This window comes from Streptomyces sp. P3 (assembly GCF_003032475.1).
Lineage (GTDB): Bacteria > Actinomycetota > Actinomycetes > Streptomycetales > Streptomycetaceae > Streptomyces.
In genome coordinates this window covers 2,495,571-2,520,512 of sequence record NZ_CP028369.1, presented here as the reverse complement: position 1 = coordinate 2,520,512, position 24,942 = coordinate 2,495,571, and the positions used below count along the sequence as shown (strand labels likewise).

The following is a 24,942-nucleotide window of genomic DNA, read 5'->3' as shown; positions in this document are numbered from 1 at the left end:
GAGGGGCCGCTCCGTCCGTGGACCCCGCCCGGCATGTGCCGTGCCGCACTGGTGTGCCGGACGGCCTTCCTCAGCCCTCCGCCTCCCACGGCAGGGTTCGTTCATGCACCACGTCCAGGCGGGAGACCGCCCGGGTGAGGACCACGTAGAGCCGGTTCAGGCCGCGGCGCTCCGACTCCGCGACGGCCGCCGGTTCGACGGCGACGACGTGGTCGTACTCCAGGCCCTTGACCAGGGTCGCGGGCACCACCGTCACCCGGGCGGGCGGGTCCTGCGGGCCGGCGGCCGGGACGCCGGACGCGGTGAGGGCCTCACGGACCGCGTCGGCCTGGGAGTCCGCGGCGATGACGCCGACCGAGCCCTCGTGGGTGAGCGCGTCGCGGACGGCGGCGGCGACCGCCGACGGGAGGTCGCCGTCGGCCCGCCGGACGCGCAGTTCGCCGTCACGGCGCAGGGAGTGGGCCCGGGGCACATCGGCGTCGAGACGGTCGAGGAGGCGGTCCGCGAGGGCGAGCACGGCGGCCGGTACGCGGAAACCCGTGGTCAGCGGCACGATCGTGGCGTCCGGCTTGCCCAGGTGGGTCAGCTGGACCCGCCAGGAGGACGCCGCCCAGTCCGTGGTGCCCTGGGCCAGGTCGCCGAGGACCGTGAGCGAGCCGAAGCGGACCCGCCGGGCGACGGCCCGGCACTCCATCGGCGAGAGGTCCTGGGCCTCGTCGACGACGACATGGCCATATCCCCGCGGATGGTCCAGCAGGCCGGCGATCTCGTCGAGGAGGACGACGTCGGCGGCCGACCAGCGTGCCGACTTCGGTGTGCGGGGCGGGCGCGGCCAGTGCAGGGCCCGCTGTTCGTCGGGGTCCAGGAGGCCGTCCGCGGCCCGGGCCAGCTCCTGCGGGTCGGTGAGGAGCCGGGCCAGCACCTCCGCCGGTCGCGCCCTCGGCCACACCGTCTCCACGCAGGCGCTCACCGGCGCGGCCCGTTCGATCCGGCGTGTCCAGGAAGCCGGACTGGGCCCGCTGCGGCGTTCCACCTGCTCCTGGATCCGGCGCACGATCCGGGCCCGTACCCGCTCGCGGCCGGTGTCGTAGGGGGGCTCCTCGGCCAGCACGGTGGCGACGATCTCCGCCAGCACCCGGCCGGCGATCCGCCAGTGACCGGAGCCCTCGGGAAGGTGCAGGTCCTCGGCGCGGTCGGCCGCCACCCGTCCGTACACGGCCCGGCGCAGCACCTCGGCCATCCGTGGGTCGTGCTTGACGGCGGCGGTCCGTTCGGGGTCGGCGCCGGTCACCCGGTGGCCGGCGGCGATCTCGTCCTGGAGCGTCGACTGCCGGACGCCGGTCTCGCCGAGCGAGGGGAGCACCTCGGCGATGTAGGAGAGGAAGGCGCGGTGGGGGCCGAGGATCAGCAGGCCGCCGCGCCGGATGCGGCGCGGGTGGGTGTAGAGGAGGTAGGCGGCGCGGTGCAGGCCGACCGCGGTCTTGCCGGTGCCGGGGGCGCCCTGCACGCACACCGATGCGGCGAGGTCCCCGCGCACGAGGTCGTCCTGTTCTGGCTGGATGGTCGCGGCGATGTCCCGCATGGGGCCCACCCGGGGGCGTTCGATCTCGCGCGCGACGATGCCGCCGTCCGGTCCGCGCACGGCGGCGCGGTCGGACGACGTGCCCGTGTCGTCCCTCACGCCCTCCCCGGCGCCCGTGCTCGCGCCGCCCCCGTCCAGCCGCTCGTCCTCCAGGCCCGTCAGGTCGGCGGAGTCGCCCCGGCTGCCCGGGGCCCAGCCGAACCGTCGTCGTACGGCCACGCCCTGCGGGTCGCGCACGCTCGCCTGGTAGAAGGCGCGGGAGACGGGGGCGCGCCAGTCGACGACGAGCGGCGGGGCGGCCGGGTGCTCGCTGACGCGGAGCCGCCCGATGTGGTGGGCGAGGCCCTCGTGCGCGCCGCCCGTGCCCTGCGCGAAGTCGAGCCGTCCGAAGAACAGCGGGCCATCGGGCAGTTCGTGCAGGGCCTTGGCATGGCTGCGCAGCCGGTAGCCGAGGACTTCGGCGTCGGCGCCGGAGGCCGAGACGTCCTCGCCGGTGGCGACCTGGAGGTCGGCGCCCTCGACCATGGCGGCGAAGGCGGCCCGGCAGGCCTCGTGGTGGGCGCGTTCGGCGTGCAGGGCGGTGTCGAGGTCGGGTGCCGTCATACGACGAGGATAGCGAAAAAATGTAACTCGGTTACATTTTTTATGCGGTCACGTTATCTACTCGCCAGGGGTTGTCCGGACGAGCTGCGGGAGCCCCGCTTCCAACGTGTCGAAGGCTCGCTCGGCCGCCGCCACCGCCTCCCCACGCACGTCCGCCGGTCGCTCGCCCGCCGCGACCCGTCGCCAGGTGTCCTCGGCGAGGATCCGCCGGACGGCGATGATCTGGCCGGCCGCCAGCCGGGCGTCGAGGGCGGTGGGCAGGTCGTCCGCGAGGGCCTCGGCGAGGGCGGCCTCCGAACGCTCCAGATAGCCGTGCAGCCGGGCGACCAGGGAGGGGGTGCCGTAGAGGAGGTCGTAGAAGGCCCGCACCTGCGGGTGGTCGTTGAGGCCGGTGACGGGGTCCTCGGCGGCCAGCCCGTCGAGGAAGTGCCGGCGCAGGGCGGCGAGCGGCGCGACCCCCTCGGCGCGGGCCGCGGCGACCACGCGGGCCGCCTCCCGCTCGTGATCGGCGATCTGGTGCAGGACCAGATCCTCCTTGCTCGGGAAGTACCGGAACAGGGTCGGCTTGGAGATCTCGGCCGCGGCGGCCACCTCGGCGACGGACACCGCGTCGAAGCCGCGCTCGAGGAAGAGCCGGACGGCGACCTCCGACACCGCCCTGTACATCTGCTGCCTCTTGCGCTCACGCAGCCCGGTCGCACTCATGAGATGAGCCTACGGGCCGTGGAAGCGGCGGGCGGAACGCCGGTTCACGAGCCCGGACCGCGCCACGGAGGCGGCGCGGCCAGAGACCACAGGTCGTCGAGGTGCTTGTTCCACGCGGCGATCGCGGCCCTGGCGTCGTCCGTCCCCTCCTGGGACCAGACGTTGAGGTCGGTGCGGTAGCCCTTGGGGTCGTAGTACTCCGGAGAGGCGCTGCTGAGCACCGTACGGGCCACGACGTCGTAGAGCCCGTGCAGCACCAGCGCCCGGTTGAAGACGCAGATCTTGTCCCGCGGTATGCCGGGATAGAGCCGGTACTCGCAGCGGGCGGCGACCCGGCCGCGGACCGTCAGCCGTTCGGCGATCCCGTACAGCGTCTCGTCGAACTCCCGGCACTTGGCTTCCAGGCGTTTACGGAAGTCGGGGTCGTCCACCGGGACTCCCCGCGCACCCACCCTCGACGGCACCGTCATCGACTGCCCGAAGTCGGGGATGAGCACCCGGATGGTGACGTTGCGGGTGGGACCGGGGTCCTCCAGCAGCCCTTCCAGGCGGTGGTACAGCTCGTTGTAGAGCGTCTCCCCGGTGTAGCCGAGGAACGCGATGTCCACGGTGCGGGCGCGGAAGGCCTCGCTCACGAAGAGGCCGAGCTCCCGAGAGTTCACCTGCCCGCGGGCCGGGACGCGCAACGTCGTCGCCAGATCCTTGACGGCGTCGTAGAGCACGTAGCCGACCAGGCTGAGGAGGGCGCCGCCGAGGAAGGCCTTCCCCTCCAGGGCGTCACCGACCGGCTTGACGAACTGGGCCGTCAGGCCGGTGACGAAGATCCCGAGGAGCAGGATCCGGGTGACCGTCGGCTCGAAGCGTTCCTGAAAGCGCCGCAGCGTGTTCCCCACGCCGCCCTCTCCCGTCGTACGGCTCCCCCGCGCGGACATGTCCGACCCCCTCGCGCCTCACGCCCGACGGGCGTCAACTGACCCTGGTCCGAACCGTGTTCGACGTTCGATCAGACCATGGTCGCGCTAGGCCAGGGCGCGGGCAAGATAGGGGTTCGCGGTCGCCGGGACGGGAAGGCCGAGGATGGCGGTGGCGGCCGCGAGCGTGGCGGCGTAGGAGTCGACGGCCCGACGGACGTTGGGGGCGTCCAGGCTCACGCCGGTCGCCAGGCGGTCGAGGTCGATGTACGCGGAGCGGACGATCTCGATCCACCGGTAGACCGACCAGTCCTTCTCCCAGTGCCGGGTGTGCTTCTTCGGCAGCTTCGCCTCCCACCGCCGGAACATGCGGGTGCGGATCTCCGACCGGGTCGGCGTCAGATGCATGTGCCTGACCAGGTCGTAGAGCGGGTCGCCGACCAGGGCCATCTCCCAGTCGATGATGGTCAGCGCCAGGTCGTCCTCACGGCGCACCAGGTTCCACGGGTTGAGGTCGCCGTGCAGCAGGGCCGGCTCCCGGCGACTCACCTGGTGCCGGGAGAGGATCTCCCGCAACCGCCACTCGTCGGGCAGCCCCAGCGTGCGTGCCAGTTGCAGCGACTCCTTCGGGAGGTCCCTCACCACTCCGACCAGTTGTTCCTTCAGCCATTCGCAGAAGTCGACGTCCTTGGCCTGCGGATCGATCGACGCATGGTTCACCCGCGTCAGTTCACACAGCTGATCGACCAGTGCGTCCGCCTCGTGCGGCAGCAGGCCGTTTTCCGGATGGACGGGCGGCCGGTCGATATGGGTGCTCACGTAGGTCTGAATACTGAAGAGATCGTCCGGGAAACTCACCCCCAGCGCGAGGACCTCGGGCGCCGCCACCCGGACACGCGAATTCTGGATCGCCCGCAGGACGACGTGCTCGCTCAGGTATTTGGGCTCTCGGCGTGAGACGTCCGGCAGTTTGCGGCGCACCACCACGGGAGTCGACACATCCCCTACGCGGACCACCGAGTTGAGGTGTGCGGTTCCCTTGAAGACGCGGTGCGCCGGAGCTGCTCCCTCCGCGAGCAGCGCCTCACGCACGGCGGACGCCGGAAACCGGGGGTTCTCGGGAAGACGCGGATCAGGCTCCCAGTCGAAGGCCTTGGCGATCCACTCCCGGCCGCCCACAGCCTCGTCGCCGCGTGACGCCAGCCATCGGAACAGAGCCCGCTCGATCTCGTTCTCCGCCGGCACGTCTTGCAGTCTCAACGGTTTCTGCGCCGTGAGCAGAGCCCTGCGCACCTCGGTGGTCGCCTCGTCCAGTCTCTTCTGCGTGAACGACCCCTGCAACGACCGCGCGGCCCGCATGACGTCCGGGTAGACCGACTGCGCCCGCTCGAAGCCGACGTAGTGGTCCAGATCCCTGGCCAGCCCCTTCACCGCGCTCGGCCGGTACACCTGCATGGCCTGCGCCCACGCATCGATCACCTCGCGCCACTGATGATCCGGGTAGCGCATACGCACCAGGTGTGTGGCCAGGTCGTGCAGCGGGTCCCCGTAGGTCGCCAGCTCCCAGTCGACGCAGACCAGAGGCGGTGCACCGTCGTACGACACGATCACATTGTCCCGGTGCAGATCCGCGTGGAGCAGGCTGTAGGGCCGCCGGGTCATCGCGGGCACTCGCTCGGCGAAGCGGAGCAGGGCGTCGTCGGAGATGCCCAGCGCTTTGAACAGACCGCCGAATTCCGCCCAGTTGGGTTTGCGGATCTGTTCGTCGGCACAGTGGGCCAAGACCTTCAGGAAGCCCTGGCTGTCAGTGTGGCTGGCCGGCCAGGAACCCGGCAGCGGCGGAAGAGCCTGCCGCCGCACCTGGGTCATCTGTCCCAGGAGTCCGGCGAGCGCCCTGAGCAGGAGCGTGTCGACAGGCTTGCCGTTTCCGCAGACGGTGGAGAGCGGCACGCCCTCCACATAGCTGTGAAGGGCGTAGCCGTGCGCCTTGACCAGGCATTCCGGCGCGTGCGGCAGGACCCCCTGGACGGCGTGCAGAATGGCCGCCTCGTCCTGCCAGGTTCTGATCACCACCGGCAGCGCGTCGGAGCGCCGGGTGCGCACGACCACCGATGTGCCGGGGGCGCGGCCCACGAGCGGGGCGACGTCCTCCGTCAGCGGCAGCACGTAGTTGCGGTTGTGATGGCCGCTGGACTCCCGGGTCGACGCGGCGGCCTTGAAGAAAGCCCGCAGTGCTCCCCGAGCGGCTCGTTCCCCGAGCTGAAGAGGGGGAACAAGGTGGTCGACCACTGGCCGCTCCGGAGATTCGCGCTGGGCTGGGTAGGGCAAACGGTAAACGCGTCGTGCGACCGGAGCGATGCTGAATGAGCCAATGGGTGGTATGGCAGTCATTGCGGTCGGGCCGTTCGAGACTGACGTGTTCGCCGTCTCATACGTATGGACGCGGGCGATTTCTCGCGCGGTTGGGGAATGTTAGCGCACGGCGAGCGGCCTATTCGGCGAGATGATCCCAGACGGAGTCGAACCAGGAGCGCCAGGTTTCCACGAAGACCGTGCCCGACGAGTTGGGGTCCGGGCCCTTCACCTGGTGGGTGAGGGTGGCGCCGAGTCCCAGCACGTCCAGGGCGGTGATCTCTTCGCCGGACTCCAGTTCGATCTGGCGCTGGATCACCTCGTAGGGACCGTGCAGCGCCTCCGTACCGTTCAGCAGATACAGCTTGAAGGCCGGTGTCAGCGGCGCGTGCCGGATCTGGACGTCGACCGCGGACACGTACTTCTCCGTCTTCAGGGCCTTCAGCACCCCGCGCAGCGATTCCGTGTGACGGTCCGTGATGTCGAGCAGCCGGTTGCGCAGACGTTCGTCGCCCTTGTCGTCCTTGACCCGCGGATAGGGCAGGTCGAGGTCCCGGGAAGGCAGGATCATGCGTAGGCCGATGCGCTCGGGCGCTATCGAGCCGCCGCGGATCCGCTCGGCCTGCAGCCGGATGTGCGCGTCCAGCGATTCGGACGTCAGCGTGTAGACGTCCAGGGTGACTTCGGGCTGCTCGAAGGCCTCGCTGAGCAGCGGCCCCAGTGTCGCGCCGTGGCGCAGCCGAGTGGCTCTGGGCGTCGACGAGTGAATCCGCTGAATCTTGACCACCCGGGAGCCGCTGCCCTGGCGGGACTCGATCCAGCCCTCGCTGGCCAGTTCCCGCAGCACGCGCTGCACGGTGTCGCGGGAGACCCCGTACTCCTCTGCCAGGTCCCGCTGGGAGGGCAGAAAGGAACGCAGCGAGTAGGTGCCGTCCGTCATGCGGGCACGCAGGTCGTCGGCGACCCGCTGGAACGCCCTTCCCCCACCGTCGCTGCCCTGCTGCACGTCCACACGCCGACCGTACCGCCATCCGGCCAATGGCAAACCAGCACCGGTCAAGTCCCCGGTCGGATCCTGTTCAAGTGCCCTGCACGACAGGCTGGTTAAGGATCACCCCGCGAGGGGAAATCCACTTCAAGGCAACCAGTCCAATTGGACCGGTAATGGAAAGTTTCACAGAGACTGGCAAGAAGGTGGAAGGACGTGCTCCTGTTATCGGCGCTCTGGGAACTCCTCGCGTTCTGCGCGGGTTTGACGGTACGGGCCAAACTGGGGGTGGCGGGGGTGCTGCTGCTGTTCACCGTGGCCGTGGGCGTGCGTGCCCGGCACGACGTGCTCGCCGTCGGGGCGGCCGTCGTGCTCGTGGCCCTGATGCTCAGGCGGACCTGACCGCGTCCAGTACCGGTTCCAGGGACGGGACCACGAGTGTCGCGCCCGCGCCCCTGAGCAGTTTCTCCTTGCGCTCGTTACGCGCGTAGCCGAGGAAGGGGACGCCGGCCTCCCGGGCGGCCAGGAAGTCGGAGGGGGTGTCACCGATCATCAGCGCGGTGCCGGGCGCCGAGCCCATGGCGCGCAGGGCGAGGTTCAGGCAGTGCGGGTGCGGCTTGAGGTGGCGCAGCTCCTGGGTGCGACCGTAGACGTGGGGCGTGAAGCACGAGGTGAGACCGCGGGACGCGAGGTAGGTGGCGACCACCCGGGGGGAGTTGTTCGTGGTGATCGCCAGCCGCAGGCCGCGGGCCGTCAGGGTGCGTATCAGCGGGTCGGCGTAGGGCGTGGGCATCGCCGTGGCCGTGGCCCTCAGCTCTTCCTGGGTGAGGCGTTCCTCCAGCTCGGTGACCAGGTCGCTGCCCGGGTGCCGGCGGTCCACGGCACGCAGCACGACGTGCGGGTCGAGCGAGTCCCGCTCGGACTCCGTCAGCAGGTGGTGCAGGCCCCGTCCTTCGAGCCACTCCACCAGGCCGTCGGCCACCACGTCCGCCGAATGACCGGCGAAGAGACGGCAGATGGGCCCGTCGAAGTCCCAGAGGACGACGCGCGCGCTTCCCATCACTTCCCGCAGGTCAGCGGTCTCGGTGTCGGGGTCGGTGTCGGGGGTCACCTGTTGGGTCTGCTGCGTATCAGAGGTCACTAGGAGAGTGTCAGGTCCGTCGTGATGGTTTCCCAGAGGGCGTCGAACCACTTCTGGGATTCCTCCACGAACGCGGCGTCGCGCTGACCGGCCGCCTTCTCGAAGGAGAAGAGGAGCGACTCGGTGCCCAGCACGTCGTACATGTCCAGGGTTCCGCTGTCGGTGGCCTCCTCGCGGCGGGTGACCATGTAGTACGCCATCAGCGCCTCCTCGCCGTTGAGGAGGTACAGCTTGACCGGCGGGGTGAACGGCAGCGCGCGGAAAGTGATGTTGACGTCGATGCCGTGCGAGCGCAGGGTCTGCAGGTTGTGGCGGAGCACATGGCCCTGGGCGTTGCGCATGGCCAGCCAGCGCTGGTGGACCGGGTCGTCGTCCCCGCGGCCGTCGACCGGGACCGGGAAGGCGAGGCTGATGTCCCGGGACGGCAGCAGGATGCGCACGTCGATCCTGGCGGGCTTCAGCTGCCCCCCGTGGATCAGCCGCAGCGGCTCACCCAGGGCCGGAATGAGGCTCTCGGCGGTGAGGCAGGCGGCGTCGATGCGCACATGGGGCGCGGAGAAGGCGGCGGTGAGCCGGGGGGCCAGGCCGACCATCGTGGGCTGGGGTTCGTCGCGGCCCGGCGACGACGGCTGGGCGATGCGGGGCGGGCTGCCCTTGCTCACGTTGGTGAGCAGTCCGTCGTCCTGCAGTGACCTCAGGGCCTGGCGGACGGCGCCGCGCTCCACGCCGAACTCGTCGGCGAGTTCGGCCTGCGTGGGCAGCCGCTCACCGGCCTTGAGCTCCCCGGCGCGGATGCGTTCGCGCAGGACATCGGCGATCTCCTGGGGCGAGAGCCGTCCGCTGCCGTTCACTGCCACGTTCTCCTGGGTCACGACCAAACGCTACAACTTCCATCCATCTGACGGGAGTTGTTTGAAAGTTGTTTAACAGTTGCCACCAAGTGGGGACAACATAATCATAGTTGGTTGCCAACTTCAGCGAGTTGGCGGAAGGTTTGCCTCCATTCCCGGACCACGGTCCGGGACCACGAACGTGGACTTGGGTCCGGACCTCGATCCGGGACCTCGAACCCGGCCCTCGATCCGGGACTCCGTCTCCCAGCCTCCGAAGGGGGGAACCCGCCCATGCCCGCCCTCGTCCTCCTCTGCGCCGCCTTCGTCGTCGGCGTCGAACAGACCATCCAGTGGAAGTACGGCAGCACCGGCGCCGTCGGCCTGCTCCTGCTCAGCGTCGGCGTCAAGGCCAAGAGCCCTGCCATCAGTTCCCTCGGCGCGGTGATCCTCGCCCTCCTCGCCACCGGACCCGCCGTCAGCTCGTGAGCACCAGCTCCGAGCTGATGGTGTCCCACAGCGCGTCGAACCACCTCCGGGACTGCTCCACCAACGTCGTGTCCCGCGGGCCGGCGCCCTCCTCGAAGGCGAACAGCAGCGACCGCGTGCCCTCGGCGTCGTACAGCTCCAGGTGCTCCTGGTCGATCGTCTGCTCGCCCCGGGTGACCGTGTAGTACGCGAACAACGCCTCCGTCCCGTTGAGCAGATACAGCTTGACGGGCGGGGTGAACGGCAGCGCGCGAAAGGTCACGTGCACGTCGATGCCGTGCGTGGAACGCAGGGTGAGCAGGTTGTGCCGCAGCACCTGACCCTGGGCGTTGCGGTGGGCGAGCCAGCGGCGCTGCAGCCGCCCGCCGGGCGAGCCGTCCACCGGAGTGGGAAAGGCGAGGTCGATGTCCCGGGACGGCAGCAGGACCCGGACGTCGATCTTGGCCGGTTTCAGCTGCCCCGCGTGGATCTGCCGCAGCGGTTCACCGATCGCGGCCGTCAGTGACACCGCGGTCAGGCAGAGTGCGTCGACCTGGACGTGCTCCGCCGCGAAGGCCGCGGTGACGCGGGGCGGCAGCCCCACCATCGAGGGCTGCGGCGCCGCGGCGGGCCCGGCCGGCCCGCCGGCCGCCCCCGGCAGCCCCGCGACCGTCGCCGGGCTGCCCTTGGAGACGTTGGTCAGAAGCCGTTCCGACTGCAGAATGCGCAGGGCCTGCCGCACGGCGCCCCGCTCGACGCCGAACTCCTTCGCCAGCTTGGCCTGTGTGGGCATGCGCTGACCCGGCCGCAGCACTCCGGTTCTGATCCGGGTGCGCAACTCGTCGGCCACCTCACGGTGTGACGGCAACGGCCGCCCCGCCTCCCTCCGCCCCTTGACGGAGGCATGTTCCGGCTCCACGTCCGCACAGTACAACTTCTCGCCATCTTCCGGCAGTTCTAAGAGAGATGGTTATAGGACGCTTCCAAGCGGACATAAGTACAGTGAAGTTGGCTGCCAACTTCAACGACATGGTCAAGCTTCTAGACGGTTGGCCGGTGGGCCCCCTTCCGGAGGGGAGCCGGGAGCCCGCGCGGCCGGCGCCGACGTACAGCCACAACTGAACAGCACCGCTCAGCCACAACTTCAGAACGAAGCACAGCCACAACTGAACAGCTACGGATGAGCGGATCCAGGGGTTCAGGTCCATGGATCCGCTGCCACACCGCACCGACCGCTCACGAGAGGAGCCGTCAGAACATGTCCGGGCACCAAGGCCGCCCGGACGTACGCAGCAGGGCGTCGGCCCCCCGGGCGGCGCCCGCTCGTTCTTCCCGGAGCCGGCCCAGGGCCGCCAGCCGCACCGCGGACTCGTCGCCCAGCCACAGCGTCGCCAGCTCGCCGACGTCGAGAGTGAGGTCGGCGCTGCGGGCGGTCGGCACGCAGGAGGCCCCGTCGGGGGTCGCGTCCAGCAGGAAGCGGCCGCCGGCCAGGCCGGCCCCGTCGACGACCTCCAGCACCAGCTCGCCGGCCATGTCGTAGGTACGCGCCTCAAGGGCCCGTACGACGTCCAGGATCCGCACCCACAGCCAGTCCGCCTGCGTGGTGACGGTCGCCGCGCGCGGGTCCGGCAGGTAGAGCGGCAGCAGATCGGCCGGCGAGCGCCGGCCCGACTTCACCCGGGTGATCCAGTCGATGGAGCACAGGTAGTGCCACAGGGCGCGCTCGGCAGCCGGGGTCACCGCGATCAGCCACCGCACCGACGCCGTGTTCAGCGGCTGCTTGGCGTCGCTCCACTTCTCGTCGGCCCGGTAGGAGACCAGCCCCTCCACCTCGCCGTCGGGCGAGCGGTACACCGCGTAGAAGGGCTCGGTCCAGGGGTCGCCGGTCGGGTTCGCCACCCCGGTCTGGACGTCCCACCACGCCTCGCTCCTGCTGACGGCGCCGGGCTGCGCACGCCGCAGCCGCTCGTGCAGACCGGGACCCGTCTTGCGGACCTCGTCGCCGTCGACGAGGTCGATCCGGCCCTCCTCCGGCTGACCCGACCGGCGCGGGTCGAGACCGGCACGCTGCACGTCGATCGACCACTCGGTCGTCGTGGTGGCCGGACCGAAGCCGTAGCGGCCGTAGATCCGGTACTCGGCCGCGATGAGCGTGGCCACGACGTCCCCGCGCTCCTTCGCGGCCGTGAGGTCGTCGGTCATCAGCCGGGTGAGCAGGCCGCGGCGGCGGTGCGTGGGCGAGACGGTGACGTTGGAGATCGCGTCGGCCGGGACGACGGCGCCGCCGACGGCCGTGAGCTCCTGCGGGAAGGAGCGGAACGTGGCGACGCAGCGGCCGGCGTCGAAGGCGCCCGAGGTGCGGGACTGCGCGATGGCCGCGCGGCGTTCCGCCAACAGCTGTTCGGTGAGGACCGGTGGGCGCAGGAAGCCCGTGTCCAGGGCCCGTATCCAGTCGGGGAGTTCGGAGTCGGTGATCAGACGGGTGTCGACGTCGACAGGAAGGCTGGCTCGGCTGGTCATGGCATCACCGTAAGCAGGCACGGCCGGGCAGCGCGGGCAATTTCTTCTCCGCCGCCCCGTGACCGGCCGCCCCCGGCCACCAGGCCCCCGACCCACCCGTCCCCGAGCCGCCGGCCTCCGATCACCGCCGGTCACCGGGTCGGCCGCCTGGGGCCGGCACGGCGCTCCGCCGGGCTCACACCAGCAGGTCCTCCACCTGCGCCTCCCCCTCCCGGTACCGCCGGGTGATCTCCGTGCCGGACTCGTCGGCCGTCCGCTGGAGGTGCTGACGGCGGCTGGAGACCTGCTGTTCGTAACGCACCAGCCGGGCCATCGCCTCGTGGAGCTCGAGGTCCGTGCGGGCGTCGAGGTCGGAGAGCTCGACGTCGGCCAGCATGTCGGCGGCCAGCCGCCGGCCCTCCTCGCTGTGCGGGGTGCCCAGGGTGACGTGACGTGCGGAGGAACGGTGCCGGGCAGGGGCGTCCGTGAGGATCTCCGGCAGCCGGTCCACCACGGAGGCCGCGCCCGTCGGCGAACGCCGGGCCAGCTCGGCACGCAGGATGTCGATCCGGCCCTGCAACAGCCGTCGTACGTAACTGAGGTCGGCCTCGTCGCGCTGGGCGTCCCGGCGCAGGGTGCGCAGCTCGGGCAGACTCAGCCCGGCCAGCTCCTGCTCGGGCGGCTCGACGGGCAGCATGGGGCTGTCGCTGCGCTGTGCGGGCGGCCGGTGTGTCGCCGACCGCTCGGTACTCGGTGTGCTCATGTGCCTCAACCGTCTCTCGACCGGCGTGTGGAAAGCATCGTGCCACCCCAAGTGGCCACTATGTGACCGAGTCCCCCCGAACGGCCCCAGACAGGGGCTTAAGGATCGAAAATGGGCCAGTCGCCGTTCCACGCCCGCGACCCGGCATCATGGTCCGCATGCGAGCGGTGGTGCAGAGGGTGGACGGCGCGAGCGTCGTCGTGGACGGCGAGACGGTCGGCGAGATCAACGGCGAGGGGCTGTGCGTCCTCGTCGGCGTCACGCACGAGGACACGAAGGAGAAGGCGGCCCAGCTCGCGCGCAAGCTCTGGTCGGTGCGCATGCTGCACGACGAGAAGTCCTGCAGCGACATCGCCGCCCCGCTGCTGGTGATCAGCCAGTTCACGCTGTACGGCGACGCGCGCAAGGGCCGCCGGCCCACCTGGAACGCGGCCGCGCCGGGCCCCGTCGCCGAACCGCTCGTCGACGAGGTCGTGGCGCAGCTGCGCGCCCTCGGGGCGACCGTGGCGACGGGCCGGTTCGGCGCGCGGATGCGGGTGTCGCTGACGAACGACGGCCCGTTCACGGTGCTGATCGAGGTCTGAGGCGCGGGCGGAAGGCTCCCTACGGCTCGACCACGACCTCCTGGGCCGCCGCCGTGGTGCCCGCCAGCAGCGGGGCGTCCAGCGGGACGTTGCGCTTCACCAGCGCCAGGGCGACCGGACCGAGTTCGTGGTGGCGCGCGGACGTGGTGACGAAGCCGATCTTGCGGCTGTCGGGCGCCTCGTCGGCGACGCGGAGTTCGGTGCCCGCGGCGGGCAGGTGGACCTCGCTGCCGTCGAGGTGGAGGAAGACCAGACGGCGGGGCGGCTTGCCGAGGTTCTGGACCCGGGCGACCGTCTCCTGACCCCGGTAGCAGCCCTTCTGCAGGTGCACGGCGGTGCCGATCCAGCCGAGCTCGTGCGGGATGGTGCGGTGGTCGGTCTCGAAGCCGAGGCGCGGGCGGTGCTGTTCGACGCGGAGCGCCTCGAGGGCCAGGATCCCGGCGGGCGGACCGGCCTGCGCGGCGTACGACTCCAGGTCGGCCCGGGGCAGGAAGAGGTCGCGGCCGTACGCGGTCTCGCGGACCACGACACCCGCCGGGACGGATGCGATCGACCCGGCGGGCAGGTGGACGACCGCGGTGTCCGCGGTGCGGTCGGCGACCTCGACCCGGTAGAAGAACTTCATCGACTCCAGGTACGCGATCAGCGCGTCCTGGGTGCCGGGCTCCACGTGCGCCCAGACCGTCGTGCCGTCGTCGACCAGGTACAGCGCGTGCTCGATGTGACCGTGCGCGGAGAGGATCAGCGCCTCGGCGGCCTGGCCGACGGGCAGGTCGGTGACGTGCTGGGTGAGCAGGAGGTGCAGCCAGCTCAGCCGGTCCTCGCCGGTGACGGCGACGACTCCGCGGTGCGAGAGGTCGACGAAACCGGCGCCGTCGGCGAGGGCGCGCTGCTCGCGGAACAGGTCGCCGTAGTGACCGGCGACGCCTTCGTCCACACCCTCGGCGGGGACGGCGCCGGGCAGGGACAGCAGAGGGCTCTTCATGGCGCCAAGCCTACGACCCGGCAGGGGAACCCTTGACGGTAGAACCCTTGACGGTCGAACCCTTGAGCGTGCAGTCCTCGCAGCGGCCGAAGATCGCGAAGTGCTTCATGTCCGTCTCGAAGCCGAAGCTCCGCCGCAGCTTGGCCGTGAACTCGGCGGCGACCTGCACGTCCGCCTCGATGACGTTGTCGCAGTCGCGGCACACCAGGTGGATGTGGTGGTGCCGCTCGGCCAGGTGGTACGTCGGCGCCCCGTGTCCCAGGTGCGCGTGGCTGACCAGCCCGAGCTCCTCCAGAAGCTCCAGGGTCCGGTACACCGTGGAAATGTTGACCCCCGACGCCGTCTTCCTCACTTCCACGAGGATGGCGTCGGGGGTCGCGTGCTCCAGGGTGTCCACGGCCTCCAGGACAAGCTGGCGCTGCGGCGTCAGGCGGTATCCGCGCTGCCGCAGGTCGCTCTTCCAGTCAGTGCTTCCAGTGCTCACCACACAGAAGAGTCTAGGTCCGTCCGGGACTACTTGAAGAAGGCGATTCCGTCGTCCGGCATGTCGTCGGGGAGGGCCTTCGCCCAGCGTTCGACGTCCTGCGGGGTGACGACCTTCTTCAGGTGGGCCGACATGTAGGGGCGCAGCTCCACCTCGGGGGTCTGCTTCTCGCCGACCCACATGAGGTCGCTCTTGACGTACCCGTACAGACGCTTGCCGCCGGTGTAGGGGCCGGAGGCGGCCGTGCGGGCCACCGCGTCGGTGACGAGGTCGATCTGCGGCTTCTTGTCGGCGAGCTCGCCGTACCAGATCTCGACCACGCCGTCGTCGCGGACCATCGTCACCTCGACCTTGCGGTCGGCGTCGATGCGCCAGAAGCCGGACTCGGACTCCAGCGGACGGACCTTGTTGCCGTCGTTGTCCAGGACCCAGGTGTGGGAGTGGTACTCCAGGAAGTCACGGCCGTCGTGGGCGAAGGTGACCTCCTGCCCGAAGTTGCACTTCTGCGACCCCGGGAAGTCGTGCACGCCCGCGCCCGCCCAGCTGCCGAGCAGGAAGGCGAGGGGGACGAGGTCCTTGTGGAGGTCGGACGGAATCTCGATCATGAGTGACAGTTCCTGGGGGTGGTCGGTCTCAGCGCTGGCCCTGGTACAGCTTCTTCACGGTCAGACCGGCGAAGGCGAGAACGCCGACGCAGACCAGGACCAGCAGGGCTTCGAAGAAGATCTCCACGGGTGCTCCTCGGATGAGCGTGCTTCGGGTACGGACGGCTCGCGACACGTACGACAGGGCCGGGCCCCAGCTTACGCGGCCGGGACCCCGCCCTCCTTGTGAGGTAGGCCCTCCCCGGGCGTCAGCTCAGCAGCTGACTCTGCAGGGCCACGGTCTGCTGGAACGGAACGGCCGCCGCGGCGCCCTTGCGGGACTGCAGCACCAGGGCGATGACGTCGCCGGCGTGCAGGTAGGCCTGCCGCAGCTGCTCCGCGCCGTACGGCTTCGCCTCGTCGTAGACGTGACGTTTGACGTTCGGGACGTCGGCGGCGATGGGGTATCCCTCGTCGAACTCCGTCTCGGTCGCGCCGCGGGCCGCGTGCACCGGGCTGGTGAACGTGGTGAGCGCGGTGTACACGCGCTCGGCGACCGCGCCCGTGTCGAACTGCAGCAGGTAGACGCCGGTGCGGGTGCCGTCCGGGGTGGTCCAGCCACGGGCCGCGATGTGCCGCAGGCCGTTGTCGGTGAGCAGTTGTCCGACGGTGGTGCGGTCCTCCTTCGCCTCGAACACCGGCAGGAAGTCCTTCGTGGCCAGCCAGCCGTCGGCGCCGTGCAGCGCCTTGTCCTCCGTCGAGCCCTCGGGCGCGGGGAGACGCAGCGCCCGCAGGTCCGCGTAGTGGGCGGTGGCATGGTTCCCGGTGTCGAACGGGCTCGGGCTGCCGGAGGGCAGCGGCGGCATGGCGATGTCCGGATAGGCCCAGCGGCCGTCCGACGCGGTGGCGAGCCCGGGCAGGTCGGTGCGCTCCATGCGCGTGATCCCGTACGCCGTTCCCGCCCCGAGCGCGGCGAAGACCGTGACGACGGCGGTCCAGCGCAGGACGGCCCGCAGCACCCGGCGGTCCTTGGGGGCGGCCGGGCGGTCGTCCTGCCGGTCCGGGAGGGGGTCGGGAGCCGCGTCGGAAACGGTTTCGGGGGTCGTTCCGCAGGCGTCGGTCGGCGACGGCTTCGGAAGCGGTTCCGGCGACTGTTCTGGCTCCGGCACCGCCGACGGCTTCGGAAGCGGTTCCGGGGCGGGCGGTGGCTGCAGGCGGGGGTGCTCGGTGGTCATACGGCCTGTCCCGGGTCGTCGATGCGGTCGAGTTGCTTGGCGAAGAACTTGGCGACGAACGTGCCGCCGATCGGGTCAGGCGCCGCCGATGTGACGCTGACCAGCACGTCTCCCACGGCGGCGGTGCAGAGCGCCGTGCCCAGGTCCGTACTCTCGCCCTTGGGGCTCAGGAAGCACCGCGCGTCCGGGTGGCCCTCGATCTTCGGACCCTTGCGCAAGAAGTCCATCGCGGCGACGAAGCCGTTGAAGGCCGTCGCTGAGCGGCGCACGGCGGTCGGGTTCTCCTGCCTCGACAACGTGACGTGCAGGGTGATCGTGTCCTTGATGTTGTAGTCCGACCAGTCGACGGCGTAACTACGCATCGCCACGCCCTTGATGCGCTCCTTGTCGACCAGCTTCTCCAGCTTCCGGCGGGAGGCGCCGGGCAGGTCCTTGAACGACTCCTTGCGCAGGGCGGTGGCCTGTGCGCCGCTGAACTCGGCGTCCTGACCGAACTCGGCCAGGTCCGGACCGGGTTGGTAGCCGTCGGTGCCGTACGGCAGCAGCAGCGCGCTCAGCCCCGATCCTGCGGCGCCCTCCTTCTTCCCGTTGCCGCCGGCCTTGTCGTCGGCCCCGGCGCGCACGCGCGGGAACTTCCAGGTGGGGCTACCGACCTCGCGGTCCGCGTCCCGGACGGTCACGACGGTGTAGCCGACACCGCCGACGACCGCGCAGGCCAGCAGCACGGACCCGGCCACGGCGGCGATCCGGCCGGCCCGACGGGCCTTGGGGGCGGCGGGCTCCCCGACGACGGCGGCCTCGGCTTCGGCCGCGGTGGTCCCGGGACTCTCAGGACTCTCGGCCGCGGCGGTCTCAGGACTCTCGGCCGGGATGCTCTCAGGACTCTCGCTCACAGCTTCCCCATCTGCCGGACGGCCAGGTCCATCATCTTCGCCTTGGATATCGGCTTGCTGTCCGTGACACGGACCTCCATGTAAACGTCTCCCCGCCAGGCGAGCGCCTCGGCCGCGTACAGCGGGAGGTAGCCCGGATTCCGTACGGGTGTGTCGTGCACGTACACCGTCCCGTCGCCGGTACCGGGAATGGGCCAGTCGCGGGTGTCCTTCTCCTTCTCGGCCCAGGAACGGCCGGAATCGGCCCACTCGGACGCCGACGGATCGTCCTCCTGACGGAACTGCACGAGGTTGATCTCGACGTTGTCGTTCTCGCCCACCCGCCACGACGTCGTGGCCGCACGGCGGAACTCACTCCCGGCGAGGCTGTCGAACGCGTCGGCCGGGCTTTTGTACTCCCCCGCGTACGAGGCCAGGTCCGCCCAGCCGTCGCGGCCCACCGGGAAGCGGCTGTCCTTCGCCCCCCTGGGCCGCGTGATCAGCAGCTTGCGCAGGTCGCCGTCGGTCCTGACCCGGCGGTCCTGCGCCGCCGACAGCGGCTCGGCCTCGCCCCCGGCCTGTCCCACGACGGGCTGGGAGAGCGGCGGCAGCGCGGTGGGCGCACGGCCGGCCTGGATCACGTAGCCGGTGCAGACCCCTGCGACCACCCCGAGCAGGGCGGCTCCGGCGATCATCAGCGTCGTACGGCCGCGCGGCCGGCGGCGGCCGGAGCCAGGGTCGAGGCCGAGGTCGTCTGCCGTTTTTTCCGGATCTTCCACAAGAATCCCCCTCTGAATTCAAGCGCTTTCCACGACGCGCTTCACAGGAGACCCGTGGTCAAGATCGGCGGTTGTAAGGAACCTGATTACGATTCGGGTATGGCGAACAAGCTCGTGATCAAGGTGACGGCAGGGGCCGACGCGCCCGAGCGGTGCTCTCAGGCGTTCACGGTCGCCGCGGTCGCCGTGGCCAGCGGCGTCGAGGTCTCCCTGTGGCTGACCGGGGAGTCCGCGTGGTTCGCGCTGCCGGGCCGGGCCGCGGAGTTCGAGCTCCCGCACGCGGCGCCGCTGCCCGGTCTCCTCGAATCCGTCCTGGCCGGCGGCCGTCTCACGCTGTGCACCCAGTGCGCCGCCCGCCGGGACATCACGGAGAAGGACGTCATCGACGGCGTCCGGATCGCGGGGGCGCAGGTGTTCGTCCAGGAGGCACTGGGCGACGACACGCAGGCGCTCGTGTACTAGGGAGGGTGACAGGGGCACCCCACGTACCGGGGCGCCGGGGCCGGGCTGCCCGGGGCGCTCTGTCTACGGGCGGCGTTTCTTGCCGTCGAGCTCGTCCCACCACTCGTCGGACTTGGGGTCGCCCGAGGGGTCGTCCCACCAGCGGTCCTCGGGGCCGCGGCGGTTGGCGACCATCGCCGCCACCGGCGGGATGACCATCGCCACCAGGCACATCGCGACGGCCGCGGGCGTCGACCAGATACGCACGACGGCCCAGGCCAGGACGAACAGCGCGATGCAGGTGCCCATCATCGCGAAGTAGACGTGCCGTCGGCGGGCCAACATACGTCCAGGGTAGGCCGGGGCACGGCGAAGGGCCGTGTCCCGGGCGTCCAACCCGTGGGACACGGCCCCCGCGTCGTGCTCAGACCGCGATCGCGACCTCGGCGAGACCGCCCTGCTGGGCGACCACGGTGCGGTCGGCGGTGCCGCCGGGCACGAGGGCGCGGACGGTCCAGGTGCCTTCGGCCGCGTAGAAGCGGAACTGTCCGGTGGCGGAGGTCGGGACCTCCGCGGTGAACTCGCCGGTCGAGTCCAGCAGTCGGACGTATCCGACCACCGGTTCGCCGTCCCGGGTCACCTGACCCTGGATCGTGGTCTCACCGGGCTTGATCGTCGAGGCGTCCGGGCCGCCGGCCTTCGCTCCACACATGTGTTTCTCCAGAGGGGTCTGACCAGAAGGTCGGTCGGGTGGGATTACTTGTTGGCGCCGAGCTCGATCGGGACGCCGACCAGGGAGCCGTACTCGGTCCAGGAGCCGTCGTAGTTCTTGACGTTCTCCACGCCCAGCAGCTCGTGCAGCACGAACCAGGTCAGGGCCGAGCGCTCACCGATGCGGCAGTACGCGATGGTGTCCTTTGCCAGGTCGACCTGCTCGTCGGCGTAGAGCTCCTTGAGCTCGTCGTCCGACTTGAACGTGCCGTCGTCGTTGGCGTTCTTCGACCACGGGATGTTGCGGGCGGACGGGACGTGGCCCGGACGCTGCGACTGCTCCTGCGGCAGGTGGGCGGGAGCGAGCAGCTTGCCGCTGAACTCGTCGGGCGAGCGGACGTCGACCAGGTTCTGGACGCCGATGGCCGCCACGACGTCGTCGCGGTAGGCGCGGATGGCCGTGTTCTGCGGCTTGGCCTTGTAGTCGGTCGTCGCGCGCTCGGGCACCTCTTCGACCAGCTCGCGGGCGTCCAGCTCCCACTTCTTGCGGCCGCCGTCGAGGAGCTTGACGTTCTCGTGGCCGTACAGCTTGAAGTACCAGTAGGCGTACGAGGCGAACCAGTTGTTGTTGCCGCCGTAGAGGATCACCAGCGTGTCGTTGGCGATGCCCTTCGCGGACAGGAGCTTCTCGAAGCCCTCCTGGTCGACGAAGTCACGGCGGACCGGGTCCTGCAGGTCCTGGGTCCAGTCGATCCGGATCGCGTTCCTGATGTGGTTCTTCTCGTACGCGGACGTGTCCTCGTCGACCTCGACGATGGCGATGTCGGCGTTGTCGAGGTTGGCCTCGACCCAGTCGGCGTCGACCAGTACGTCGCTGCGGCTCATGCTCGTTCTCCTCCGGGGCAGTTACGGCGGGGGGTGCAAGATAAAGAGGGGTGCGCGGCCGGGACTCGCCGGCGGCCGGCGCACGGATGCCCTCGGAAGAGGGCGGGGGAGACGCGGAGGGCCGGCGGCGCTTCCGCTCAGAAGGGGCGACAGAGCATGGCGGCGACGCGGCACAGGTCTACTGCCCGCCGCTTCGTGAGATCCGCCTGTCGCTGCATCATGTCGTCGATCGTAGGGACGGACAGGCGGACATGTCACCAGCGCTCCGCATGATGAGACGCGATCGTCCGCATACTGGGAAAGCAGAAGCGCCCGGACCGTGGGGACACGGGTTCCGGGCGCTTGTATCCGTCGTCACATGTGCCGCACGGACGATCGCGTCTCGCCTGTCGGACGTCTGTCGTCCATCGACGGCTCACGCGTCCATCGACGGTCGTCCATGGGCCGGTGCGTGGATCGGCCGTCCGTGGATCGACGGTCGTCCGTCGGCGTCCAGCCCTACCCGGCCAGCCTGACGTCAGAACCCTTCACAGAGATCTCGACCCCGTCCTTGCCCGCCTGGACCTTGTCGAGCTTGATGCCGCCGGGCAGGTCGTCGATCTTCTGCTGGAAGTCGGTGATCGAGCGCACCTCGTTCTCGGCGGCCCGGACCCCGCCGAAGCTCGGCAGCGAGTCGGCGTGCACGCGGACGGTGTCGCCCTGGACGGTGACCGTGCTCAGGACGTACACGGGCTGCGGCAGCTTGGCGCCGAGGACGGTGGCCTGGACGGCGACCTTGATCTTGCCGTTGCCGCCGTCCGAGAGGCCGACGACGTTGGCGGTGACGCCCCGCACCACCTCGGTGGGCTCGGCCTTGGCCGTCTTCAGCAGCTCGGTGTAGGTGATGGAGGCGGTGCCGGTGGCGCTGGCGGCGGTCGCGGAGCTGTAGTCGCCGGAGAACTCGACGCCCTTCATGTTCGCCTGGAGGTCGCCGATGCGGATGGTCCGACCGCTGGTGCCGGTCGCCGCCTGGTAGTCCTTGATGCCCACCTCGACGTCGTCCAGCGAGCCGCCGACGACCTGGGTGAGGAACGGGAAGCCCTTGATGGACACGTCAGGGGTGGCGGAGAGGCCCTCGTTGGCCTTGAGTTTGTCGGCCACCTCGCCCTCGGCGAAGTTCACGGCGAGGCGGTCCGCGAGCACGAACAGGCCGCCCAGGACCACGACGACGACCAGAAGTATGCGTAGTGCGCGCATGACGGATATTCCCCCACCGGACGACCTGAACAGTTCACTGACAACGGTTCAAGGTAACCCTTCGGGAAAGGCCCGCCGCCGGATTGTCGATCACCTGTGACAGACCCTTACCGCTCTTACGTCCTTACGCCGGACTCCTTACGCCAGCGCCCGCCCCAGCACGTACACGGCGGGTGCGGCCGCGGCCAGCGGCAGGGCCACGCCCGCCGTGAAGTGCACGAAGCGGGAGGGGTAGTCGTAGCTCGCGACGCGGTGGCCGATGAGCGCGCAGACCGCCGCGCCCGCGCCGAGCAACGCGCCCTTCGCGCCCAGACCGGTCATCCCGCCGACCGCGATGCCCGCGCCCGCCCCGGCGAGCAGGGCCACCACGACGGAGGCCGGGGTGGGCAGCGGCAGCGCCCTGGCGAGGACGGCCACCGCCACCGCGGCCGCGCCGACCGACACCGCCTCCGGGTCGGCGCCGAGGTGGCCGGCGGCGAGGACGGCCAGCGCGCTGGCGGTGACGGTCGCCATCAGCCCGTACATGCGCTCGTCGGGATCGGCGTGCGAGCGCAGCTGGAGGATGAGGCAGAGCAGGACCCAGACGCCCAGGGTGCCGAGGATGGCGGCGGGCGCGTGCTCCCGGCCGGCGGCGAGGAGCACCGCGTCGGCGACCAGCGCGCCCAGGAAGGCGAGCGCGATGCCCTGCCGGGCCGGCCACATGCCGTTCAGCCGGAACCAGCCCGCGGCCGTCACCGCCTGGAGGACGACGAGCGGGACGAGCAGGGCGTACGAACCGATCGCCGCCGTGCCGGAGAGCAGCAGACCGAGCAGTGCGGTGAGCGCGGCGGGCTGCATCCCCGGCTCGATGATCGGCGAGCGTCCCTCCAGACGGGCCCGCTGGGCGTCGGTGACCCGGGCGTTGCCTGCCACCGTGGCGGGGCCGTAACCCGAGCCGCTGCCGCCCGCGGACTGGGAGACCGCGGCAGCGGAGGCCGGCACGGCGGCACGCGCGTGGGATGCGTGAGACGCGTAGGCCGCGTGCGATGCGTGGGACGCCGGCCGGGCGGCGGCGTGCCGGCCGTCCGCCGGGGTGCGGTGCTCCGGCGGCAGGGGCGCGGCGGCGGCCGCCGGGTCCCCGTAGGCGGCCTGCGGGTTCCCGTATGCGGGGGACCCGCCCGTCTGGGGCGGCAGGTAGGCGGTTTCGGCCGGGTCGGCGGCGGTGACCGGCGGCTGGACGCTCGTCTCCCAGGTCTGCCCCTGCCACTGCTGGGTGTACTGAAGGTGCGCCTGCGGGTCGTCGTACCTCTGCTGCTGCCCCGGCCACGCCTGCTGCTGGGCCTGGTGAGGATGCTGGGCGTACGGGTCGTGGTCCGCCTGACCCTGGTGGCCCTGGTGGCCCTCGCGGTCCTGCTGGACGTCGTGGCCCTGGTGGCCCTCGCTGCCCTGATGGTTGTGGTGGCCCGGGTAACCCTGATGGTCGTACGGCTGGTCGCTCATCTCACCCTCCTGCGAACGGCGGGAGCACCTCGACCGTGCCGCCGTCGGCCAGCCGTACCGTCTCATGTTCGCGGGTGCCCACGGGGTTGCCGTCGACGAGGAACGAACATCGCTGCAGGACACGCACGAGTTCGCCGGGGTGTCGCTCGCGCACGGCGTCGAGTGCTTCGGCGAGCGTGGCTGCTTCGTGCGGCTCCTCGGCAATGCCGGCCGCGGCCTTCGCGGCGGCCCAGTAGCGCACCGTGACCTGGGGCATGGGTTCCTCAATCGATCGGCTGTGTACACGGTCAGGCTAGCCCGCCCGGGCGACCGCCCAGTCCCGACGCGGGTCAGCGGGCCGTCGCCGGCCACGTGCTCGGCGTGGCCCGTGCCGAGCGAGCGGGCCCGGTCCACCGCGGCGGCCAGGTCGAGGACCTCGCGGTCGCCCACGGTGGAGTGCCCTCAGGAGCGGCCGTGCCCCCGGAAGGAGAAGGTGACGACGGCGCCCTACCGGGCAGGGCCGGACGCCACCCGTCGTACGTGCGGCCGGTCCACGTCCCCGGTGAACCCGTGTGCGACGACGAAGACCGGGTGACGGGCGGACGACCCGTCGGCTTCGTATACGGCCGCACCCGGTTCGTATACGAAATCAATGGAAACCCCGTCGGCGGTGGGCAGAAACGTCCGCAATGGTGCGCCCGTGCCCGTCTCGCAATCCGGACGAACGGTGGAACGCGGCACATGACCTGCCGGACCGCTGCTCATGTGGGCTATTCTGCTGGACAGAGGACTCGGGCAGCGCAGCCCCCGGGTCCTTTTGTGCTTTCGGACGCGCTGTATACGGACGGGAACCGAGCGGGAAACGCCAGGTGAACGTCGGTGCACGGGCCCGGGAACGCAGAGCAGTGCCGTGCCGACCGCAGTGCCGCAAGAACTCCCCCACCGCCCCCAAGCGTGGGAGGGGCCCCACGCAGGGACCGAGGAGGAACCAGACATATGAGTTCTCTGCTGCTCCTGACCAACGCTCTCCAGCCCTCGACGGAAGTGCTGCCGGCCCTCGGCCTGCTGCTGCACAACGTGCGCGTGGCCCCGGCGGAAGGCCCCGCGCTCGTCGACACCCCCGGCGCCGACGTCATCCTCGTGGACGGGCGTCGCGACCTGCCGCAGGTCCGCAGCCTGTGCCAGCTGCTGCGCTCCACCGGACCGGGCTGTCCGCTCGTCCTCGTCGTGACCGAGGGCGGCCTCGCCGCCGTCACCGCCGACTGGGGCATCGACGACGTACTCCTGGACACCGCCGGACCGGCCGAGGTCGAGGCGCGCCTGCGGCTGGCCATGGGCCGCCAGCAGATCGTCAACGACGACTCCCCCATGGAGATCCGCAACGGCGACCTGTCGGTCGACGAGGCGACCTACAGCGCGAAGCTGAAGGGGCGGGTCCTGGACCTCACCTTCAAGGAGTTCGAGCTCCTGAAGTACCTCGCCCAGCACCCCGGCCGGGTGTTCACGCGCGCACAGCTGCTCCAGGAGGTCTGGGGCTACGACTACTTCGGCGGCACCCGCACGGTCGACGTCCACGTACGGCGGCTGCGGGCCAAGCTGGGTCCGGAGCACGAGTCGCTGATCGGAACCGTCCGGAACGTCGGTTATCGATTCGTTACCCCTGAGAAGGGGGAACGCTCCACGGACGAGTCCAAGGAGAAGGCGGACCGGTCGGAGCGGGCAAAGACGGACGAGGCGGACAACGTGTCCGCCCTGGACGCCACCGAGGTCTCGGCGGAGGCGTAGTACCCGCCAGTAGGCCCCGCACCTGCTCGGACAGGGCGTTGCTTCCGCAAGCAGAAGGTTC

28 protein-coding genes and 1 pseudogene are annotated in these 24,942 nt (G+C 70.7%); 5 read left to right on the top strand and 24 right to left on the bottom strand.

Annotated features, from left to right (window positions below):
• Nucleotides 1–70: 70 nt before the first annotated feature.
• The 5 genes from C6376_RS11320 to C6376_RS11300 form a co-directional block, all read right to left on the bottom strand.
• Nucleotides 71–2,185, bottom strand: a complete 2,115-nt coding sequence (locus tag C6376_RS11320) for an AAA family ATPase (protein ID WP_107443298.1) — start codon at nucleotides 2,183–2,185, stop codon at nucleotides 71–73.
• A 57-nt stretch (nucleotides 2,186–2,242) separates the two neighbouring features.
• Nucleotides 2,243–2,890, bottom strand: coding sequence for a TetR/AcrR family transcriptional regulator (locus C6376_RS11315; RefSeq protein WP_107443297.1), 648 nt, complete (start codon nucleotides 2,888–2,890; stop codon nucleotides 2,243–2,245).
• A 44-nt stretch (nucleotides 2,891–2,934) separates the two neighbouring features.
• Nucleotides 2,935–3,822 (bottom strand): hypothetical protein, encoded by an 888-nt coding sequence (locus C6376_RS11310; protein ID WP_107443296.1) that lies wholly within the window; start codon nucleotides 3,820–3,822, stop codon nucleotides 2,935–2,937.
• An 87-nt stretch (nucleotides 3,823–3,909) separates the two neighbouring features.
• Complete coding sequence (locus C6376_RS11305; protein WP_254075909.1) at nucleotides 3,910–6,090, bottom strand: aminoglycoside phosphotransferase family protein; 2,181 nt, start codon at nucleotides 6,088–6,090, stop codon at nucleotides 3,910–3,912.
• 202 nt (nucleotides 6,091–6,292) lie between these two features.
• Nucleotides 6,293–7,165 (bottom strand): GntR family transcriptional regulator, encoded by an 873-nt coding sequence (locus tag C6376_RS11300; protein WP_107443294.1) that lies wholly within the window; start codon nucleotides 7,163–7,165, stop codon nucleotides 6,293–6,295.
• 192 nt (nucleotides 7,166–7,357) lie between these two features.
• Here C6376_RS11300 and C6376_RS11295 point away from each other — a divergent pair, with 192 nt between their 5' ends.
• Nucleotides 7,358–7,543, top strand: a complete 186-nt coding sequence (locus C6376_RS11295; protein ID WP_107443293.1) for a hypothetical protein — start codon at nucleotides 7,358–7,360, stop codon at nucleotides 7,541–7,543.
• On the opposite strand, the gene C6376_RS11290 is transcribed toward C6376_RS11295, so the two are convergent.
• Both C6376_RS11290 and C6376_RS11285 read right to left on the bottom strand, forming a co-directional pair.
• Complete coding sequence (locus C6376_RS11290) at nucleotides 7,530–8,333, bottom strand: HAD family hydrolase (protein ID WP_107443292.1); 804 nt, start codon at nucleotides 8,331–8,333, stop codon at nucleotides 7,530–7,532. The two genes, C6376_RS11295 and C6376_RS11290, sit on opposite strands and share 14 nt — an antisense overlap.
• Nucleotides 8,282–9,160 (bottom strand): winged helix-turn-helix domain-containing protein, encoded by an 879-nt coding sequence (locus C6376_RS11285; protein ID WP_173985626.1) that lies wholly within the window; start codon nucleotides 9,158–9,160, stop codon nucleotides 8,282–8,284. Before C6376_RS11285 ends, C6376_RS11290 begins: the two co-directional genes overlap by 52 nt.
• A 246-nt stretch (nucleotides 9,161–9,406) precedes the next feature.
• Here C6376_RS11285 and C6376_RS11280 point away from each other — a divergent pair, with 246 nt between their 5' ends.
• Nucleotides 9,407–9,601, top strand: coding sequence for a hypothetical protein (locus C6376_RS11280; protein WP_057579244.1), 195 nt, complete (start codon nucleotides 9,407–9,409; stop codon nucleotides 9,599–9,601).
• On the opposite strand, the gene C6376_RS11275 is transcribed toward C6376_RS11280, so the two are convergent.
• From C6376_RS11275 to C6376_RS11265, 3 genes are all read right to left on the bottom strand, one after another.
• Nucleotides 9,591–10,499, bottom strand: coding sequence for a winged helix-turn-helix domain-containing protein (locus C6376_RS11275; RefSeq protein ID WP_107443291.1), 909 nt, complete (start codon nucleotides 10,497–10,499; stop codon nucleotides 9,591–9,593). The two genes, C6376_RS11280 and C6376_RS11275, sit on opposite strands and share 11 nt — an antisense overlap.
• 332 nt (nucleotides 10,500–10,831) lie before the next feature.
• The gene (locus tag C6376_RS11270; RefSeq protein WP_107443290.1) at nucleotides 10,832–12,100 is read right to left on the bottom strand and encodes a GNAT family N-acetyltransferase; all 1,269 of its coding nucleotides are present in this window, start codon (nucleotides 12,098–12,100) and stop codon (nucleotides 10,832–10,834) included.
• A 175-nt stretch (nucleotides 12,101–12,275) separates the two neighbouring features.
• Complete coding sequence (locus tag C6376_RS11265) at nucleotides 12,276–12,842, bottom strand: aerial mycelium formation protein (protein ID WP_107443289.1); 567 nt, start codon at nucleotides 12,840–12,842, stop codon at nucleotides 12,276–12,278.
• 158 nt (nucleotides 12,843–13,000) lie between these two features.
• Here C6376_RS11265 and dtd point away from each other — a divergent pair, with 158 nt between their 5' ends.
• The gene (dtd, locus tag C6376_RS11260) at nucleotides 13,001–13,426 is read left to right on the top strand and encodes a D-aminoacyl-tRNA deacylase (RefSeq protein WP_107448900.1); all 426 of its coding nucleotides are present in this window, start codon (nucleotides 13,001–13,003) and stop codon (nucleotides 13,424–13,426) included.
• Nucleotides 13,427–13,445: 19 nt separating this feature from the next.
• Here dtd and C6376_RS11255 read toward each other — a convergent pair whose 3' ends face one another.
• The 6 genes from C6376_RS11255 to C6376_RS11225 form a co-directional block, all read right to left on the bottom strand.
• A complete protein-coding gene (locus C6376_RS11255; protein WP_107443288.1) occupies nucleotides 13,446–14,411 on the bottom strand; it encodes a folate-binding protein YgfZ in 966 nt (321 codons plus the stop codon).
• Nucleotides 14,412–14,421: 10 nt separating this feature from the next.
• The gene (locus C6376_RS11250; protein ID WP_173985625.1) at nucleotides 14,422–14,898 is read right to left on the bottom strand and encodes a Fur family transcriptional regulator; all 477 of its coding nucleotides are present in this window, start codon (nucleotides 14,896–14,898) and stop codon (nucleotides 14,422–14,424) included.
• A gap of 26 nt (nucleotides 14,899–14,924) precedes the next feature.
• Nucleotides 14,925–15,500, bottom strand: coding sequence for an FABP family protein (locus tag C6376_RS11245; protein ID WP_107443286.1), 576 nt, complete (start codon nucleotides 15,498–15,500; stop codon nucleotides 14,925–14,927).
• A 248-nt stretch (nucleotides 15,501–15,748) separates the two neighbouring features.
• On the bottom strand, nucleotides 15,749–16,714 hold the full coding sequence (locus tag C6376_RS11235; protein WP_254075908.1) for a procyclic acidic repetitive family protein: 966 nt from the start codon (nucleotides 16,712–16,714) through the stop codon (nucleotides 15,749–15,751).
• Nucleotides 16,711–17,607 carry a hypothetical protein gene (locus C6376_RS11230; RefSeq protein WP_254075907.1) on the bottom strand — a complete coding sequence of 299 codons (897 nt, stop codon included), beginning with the start codon at nucleotides 17,605–17,607 and terminating at the stop codon, nucleotides 16,711–16,713. Before C6376_RS11230 ends, C6376_RS11235 begins: the two co-directional genes overlap by 4 nt.
• Nucleotides 17,604–18,365: a hypothetical protein gene (locus C6376_RS11225; RefSeq protein WP_254075906.1), complete on the bottom strand. Its 762-nt coding sequence runs from the start codon at nucleotides 18,363–18,365 to the stop codon at nucleotides 17,604–17,606. Before C6376_RS11225 ends, C6376_RS11230 begins: the two co-directional genes overlap by 4 nt.
• Before the next feature lie 99 nt (nucleotides 18,366–18,464).
• Between C6376_RS11225 and C6376_RS11220 the strand changes: the two genes are divergently transcribed.
• Nucleotides 18,465–18,827 carry a DsrE family protein gene (locus tag C6376_RS11220; protein WP_107443284.1) on the top strand — a complete coding sequence of 121 codons (363 nt, stop codon included), beginning with the start codon at nucleotides 18,465–18,467 and terminating at the stop codon, nucleotides 18,825–18,827.
• 63 nt (nucleotides 18,828–18,890) lie between these two features.
• Here C6376_RS11220 and C6376_RS11215 read toward each other — a convergent pair whose 3' ends face one another.
• The 8 genes and pseudogenes from C6376_RS11215 to C6376_RS45130 all read right to left on the bottom strand — a co-directional run.
• The gene (locus C6376_RS11215; protein ID WP_107443283.1) at nucleotides 18,891–19,151 is read right to left on the bottom strand and encodes a DUF3099 domain-containing protein; all 261 of its coding nucleotides are present in this window, start codon (nucleotides 19,149–19,151) and stop codon (nucleotides 18,891–18,893) included.
• 79 nt (nucleotides 19,152–19,230) lie between these two features.
• Nucleotides 19,231–19,518 (bottom strand): DUF1416 domain-containing protein, encoded by a 288-nt coding sequence (locus C6376_RS11210; protein WP_007382995.1) that lies wholly within the window; start codon nucleotides 19,516–19,518, stop codon nucleotides 19,231–19,233.
• 44 nt (nucleotides 19,519–19,562) lie between these two features.
• Nucleotides 19,563–20,402 (bottom strand): sulfurtransferase, encoded by an 840-nt coding sequence (locus C6376_RS11205; protein ID WP_107443282.1) that lies wholly within the window; start codon nucleotides 20,400–20,402, stop codon nucleotides 19,563–19,565.
• 137 nt (nucleotides 20,403–20,539) lie between these two features.
• Nucleotides 20,540–20,620, bottom strand: a complete 81-nt coding sequence (locus C6376_RS46370; RefSeq protein ID WP_351335063.1) for an Ms5788A family Cys-rich leader peptide — start codon at nucleotides 20,618–20,620, stop codon at nucleotides 20,540–20,542.
• 280 nt (nucleotides 20,621–20,900) lie between these two features.
• Nucleotides 20,901–21,638: a DUF2993 domain-containing protein gene (locus tag C6376_RS11200; protein WP_107443281.1), complete on the bottom strand. Its 738-nt coding sequence runs from the start codon at nucleotides 21,636–21,638 to the stop codon at nucleotides 20,901–20,903.
• Between the two features lie 138 nt (nucleotides 21,639–21,776).
• Entirely contained in the window at nucleotides 21,777–23,117 is a 1,341-nt protein-coding gene (locus tag C6376_RS11195; RefSeq protein ID WP_107448897.1) for a hypothetical protein, read from the bottom strand.
• Between the two features lies 1 nt (nucleotide 23,118).
• On the bottom strand, nucleotides 23,119–23,373 hold the full coding sequence (locus C6376_RS11190; RefSeq protein ID WP_107448896.1) for a MoaD/ThiS family protein: 255 nt from the start codon (nucleotides 23,371–23,373) through the stop codon (nucleotides 23,119–23,121).
• Between the two features lie 113 nt (nucleotides 23,374–23,486).
• Nucleotides 23,487–23,861, bottom strand: a pseudogene (locus tag C6376_RS45130) (alpha/beta hydrolase); the annotation flags it as partial.
• 231 nt (nucleotides 23,862–24,092) lie between these two features.
• Between C6376_RS45130 and C6376_RS11180 the strand changes: the two are divergent.
• Nucleotides 24,093–24,881 carry a response regulator transcription factor gene (locus tag C6376_RS11180; protein WP_107443280.1) on the top strand — a complete coding sequence of 263 codons (789 nt, stop codon included), beginning with the start codon at nucleotides 24,093–24,095 and terminating at the stop codon, nucleotides 24,879–24,881.
• Nucleotides 24,882–24,942 lie beyond the last annotated feature (61 nt).